Annotated in this window: 3 protein-coding genes and 1 tRNA gene; all 4 read left to right on the forward strand. The window is 46.3% G+C overall.

What is annotated here, in order from left to right:
* The first annotated feature begins 18 nt into the window (after positions 1-18).
* The 4 genes from C4F37_RS26825 to C4F37_RS28325 all read left to right on the forward strand — a co-directional run bounded on the left by C4F37_RS26825 (position 19) and on the right by C4F37_RS28325 (position 3,229).
* A tRNA-Phe gene (locus C4F37_RS26825) sits at positions 19-94 on the forward strand.
* 197 nt (positions 95-291) lie between these two features.
* On the forward strand, positions 292-1,557 hold the full coding sequence (locus C4F37_RS26830; RefSeq protein WP_001218869.1) for a tyrosine-type recombinase/integrase: 1,266 nt from the start codon (positions 292-294) through the stop codon (positions 1,555-1,557).
* A gap of 255 nt (positions 1,558-1,812) precedes the next feature.
* On the forward strand, positions 1,813-2,856 hold the full coding sequence (locus C4F37_RS26835; RefSeq protein ID WP_158701363.1) for a tetratricopeptide repeat protein: 1,044 nt from the start codon (positions 1,813-1,815) through the stop codon (positions 2,854-2,856).
* 142 nt (positions 2,857-2,998) lie between these two features.
* Entirely contained in the window at positions 2,999-3,229 is a 231-nt protein-coding gene (locus tag C4F37_RS28325; protein ID WP_001333708.1) for a hypothetical protein, read from the forward strand.
* Positions 3,230-3,355 lie beyond the last annotated feature (126 nt).

The following is a 3,355-nucleotide window of genomic DNA, read 5'->3' on the forward strand; positions in this document are numbered from 1 at the left end:
GGTTTAATGCGCCCCGTTGCCCGGATAGCTCAGTCGGTAGAGCAGGGGATTGAAAATCCCCGTGTCCTTGGTTCGATTCCGAGTCCGGGCACCAAGTTCATATCAACGGACCTCCACGGAGGTCCGTTTTTCGTTTCAGAACGCCACAATTTAAGCGTTCTGCCTCCAAATCAATTCTACCGAACTCAACCAGATTCCCCCCACATCAACCCCATTGTGTGGGTATAATTGCGGGTATACCCCAGTTCGACAGAATTTGTACCCTCTTTAACGCATTCAGAAGGCTGAACTATGGCACTGACTGACGCAAAAATCCGGGCTGCAAAGCCCACTGACAAGGCTTATAAACTCACTGACGGGGCTGGCATGTTCCTGCTGGTACATCCTAATGGTTCCCGTTACTGGCGTCTCCGTTATCGTATTCTGGGTAAGGAGAAAACCCTGGCACTTGGTGTGTATCCGGAAGTTTCTCTCTCCGAAGCTCGTACAAAACGGGATGAGGCCCGAAAACTGATTTCGGAGGGGGTTGACCCTTGCGAACAGAAAAGAGCTAAAAAAGTAGTCCCTGATTTACAGCTCTCTTTTGAACATATTGCACGACGCTGGCATGCCAGTAATAAACAATGGGCACAATCACACAGCGATAAAGTACTCAAAAGCCTCGAGACTCACGTTTTCCCCTTTATCGGCAACCGGGATATCACAACACTCAGTACCCCGGATCTGCTTATCCCTGTTCGTGCTGCAGAAGTTAAACAAATTTATGAAATCGCCAGTCGTCTGCAGCAAAGAATATCTGCTGTAATGCGTTATGCCGTACAGTCTGGCATCATCAGATATAACCCGGCTCTGGATATGGCTGGTGCATTGACCACGGTAAAACGCCAGCATCGCCCTGCTCTGGATCTTTCACGCCTGCCTGAACTTCTGTCGCGTATTGACGGTTATAAAGGCCAGCCTGTCACCCGACTGGCAGTTATGCTGAATTTACTGGTTTTTATTCGTTCCAGTGAACTCAGATATGCCCGCTGGTCTGAAATTGATATTGACAATGCCATGTGGACTATTCCAGCCGAACGCGAACCTCTGCCAGGCGTAAAATTTTCATACCGGGGCTCCAAGATGCGAACACCACATCTTGTGCCACTCAGCCAACAGGCTGTAGCCATACTGGCAGAACTTCAGACATGGGCAGGTGAAAATGGTCTGATCTTTACGGGAGCACACGACCCACGTAAACCAATCAGTGAAAATACCGTAAATAAGGCCCTCAGAGTGATGGGGTATGACACAACCAAGGAAGTCTGTGGCCATGGATTCCGGGCGATGGCGTGCAGTGCATTGATTGAATCCGGCTTATGGTCAAGAGATGCGGTTGAACGTCAGATGAGTCATCAGGAGCGCAACGGAGTACGTGCCGCGTATATTCATAAAGCAGAACATCTGGAAGAACGTCGGCTTATGCTGCAATGGTGGGCAGATTTTCTGGATGCAAACAGGGAGGAGTGTATCAGTCCGTTTGAATATGCAAAAGTTAACAATCCACTGAAAAGGTGACTGAACGCCATTTACACACATGCTCTTCCTCTTAAGGGGAAGAGCACCCGCCTCAATCAATTTCTTTTTTATGCCGGCGGAACCATCAGCCAGGCTGAGGTTCTCATTCAATAACTCAACGTCTTACCACAGAACAGAATTCACTGTATTATCATGGGCAACGTTAATCCCGGACAATAAAAGGACACCGATGCCAGGCATCACAATTTTTATAGCCTGCAGGTTATGGTCCATCCTTTTTTACAGGTTCAGAATATGACTGGCAAATTACGCTTTGAAGTGAACGATAACCAGGGCTGTTTCATATTTCCGGAAACCTGGTTTGGCTCGTTGCTGGATGAGTTTGAAGAACTGATTGATGCATACGATGCGGATGAAATCAGCGAAACAAGTTACATCAACAAACTCAGGCGCCTTGCCCGACAGGAGAATGACTTTATTGATGTACACGCTCACTTGGCATACATATTTCTGGAGCAGAATGCCCCGCGTAAGGCGCTGAATGCTGCCCTTAAAGGGCTGGCAATTGGCAATCGTCTTATCCCTGAAGGTTTCAGTGGCAGAATCATCTGGATACATCCTGACAACCGACCTTTTCTTCGTGCCCTCTATGCGGCAATCCTGGCAAATGCACATTTACGGCGTCATCAGGATGCCATCATGCTCATTGAAAAAATACTGGATTACAATCCCGAAGATAATCATGGTGCACGCTGGCTACTGGGACCGGAACTGTTACGCACTGGCGCTCATGAACAGGCACGCCATATACTGCAGGAACATGCAGATGAATTTTCACCTTACTGGTATGAACTCGGCCTTCTGCATTTTCTTAATGGGGAACTGGTAAAAGCTGCAACTGCATTTCGTCGCGGCTTTGCGGCAAATACTTACATCGCAGAAATACTGTGCGGAAATCTGCATCCATTTCCACTTGCTGTATGGCATAACTTTTCAGGCGGTCCGGATACTGCCGAAGATTATTATGCCACATACCACCCGTTATGGGGGCAATATCCGGAAGCATTGCTGTTTGTAAACTGGCTCTATAATCATTCCTCTGTGCTGCATGAACGGGCAGAAATCATTAAATGCGCCGAAATGCTGATGCAGGAAGATGATTTCGAAATATGCGAAAGTATTTTAAGACAGCAGGAGAAGTTGCGTGAAAGAATTGATGAGACGCTTTCTGAGAAAATTGTACAGAAATGCAGAAATATGAATGGTGAATATATCTGGCCCTGGATATTGCCGTTTTCAGCGGCAGGCATGAAACATACTGGCATACAGTATCAGTAGATATTGCATTAGTGTATCCTGCACACAAGTAATAATTTATTCACCAATAATAACACTGTTAATGCCCCCTTCCCCTGGTTGTCAGCCAGGGGTTATCTTCTGAATATTTCTTTTGAAAAGGATAACACAGTAAATTATTTTTATGAATTATCCCATGGACTCATTAACACCCTTTCATGATGCTTTATTGTCAAACACGTTATGGCTGACATCAAAAAAAACCGGATTTCCTCTGCCAGCGGGTAATCACCTTCCCGGTGTTTTCGGTTGGTCTGGTTACTCCTGTCTGGTTATTAGCAAGATAATTGCTATAAACAGTGGAAAACTCATCGTACATAATCTGGTGATGAACATTACGCTTATTTTCCCTTGACCGGAAGAATCAGAGGCTGTGGTTTCAGACTGTCTGCCAGTACATTCCTCTCTCCGTTAAAAACCATAACGGGTTCATTATCTTCGTCTGTCAGCAGATTGGGTGATGCTGCCAACTTACTGATTT

It is taken from the genome of Escherichia sp. R1, assembly GCF_003000935.1.
In the GTDB taxonomy this organism is placed as follows: Bacteria; Pseudomonadota; Gammaproteobacteria; order Enterobacterales; family Enterobacteriaceae; genus Escherichia; species Escherichia coli.

What these genes read in the sequence shown, in the direction of transcription:
- C4F37_RS26835 (WP_158701363.1), top strand. Translation starts at nt 1,813, where the DNA reads ATGACTGGCAAATTACGCTTTGAAGTGAACGATAACCAGGGCTGTTTC.
- C4F37_RS28325 (WP_001333708.1), top strand. Translation starts at nt 2,999, where the DNA reads ATGAATTATCCCATGGACTCATTAACACCCTTTCATGATGCTTTATTG.
- C4F37_RS26830 (WP_001218869.1), top strand. Translation starts at nt 292, where the DNA reads ATGGCACTGACTGACGCAAAAATCCGGGCTGCAAAGCCCACTGACAAG.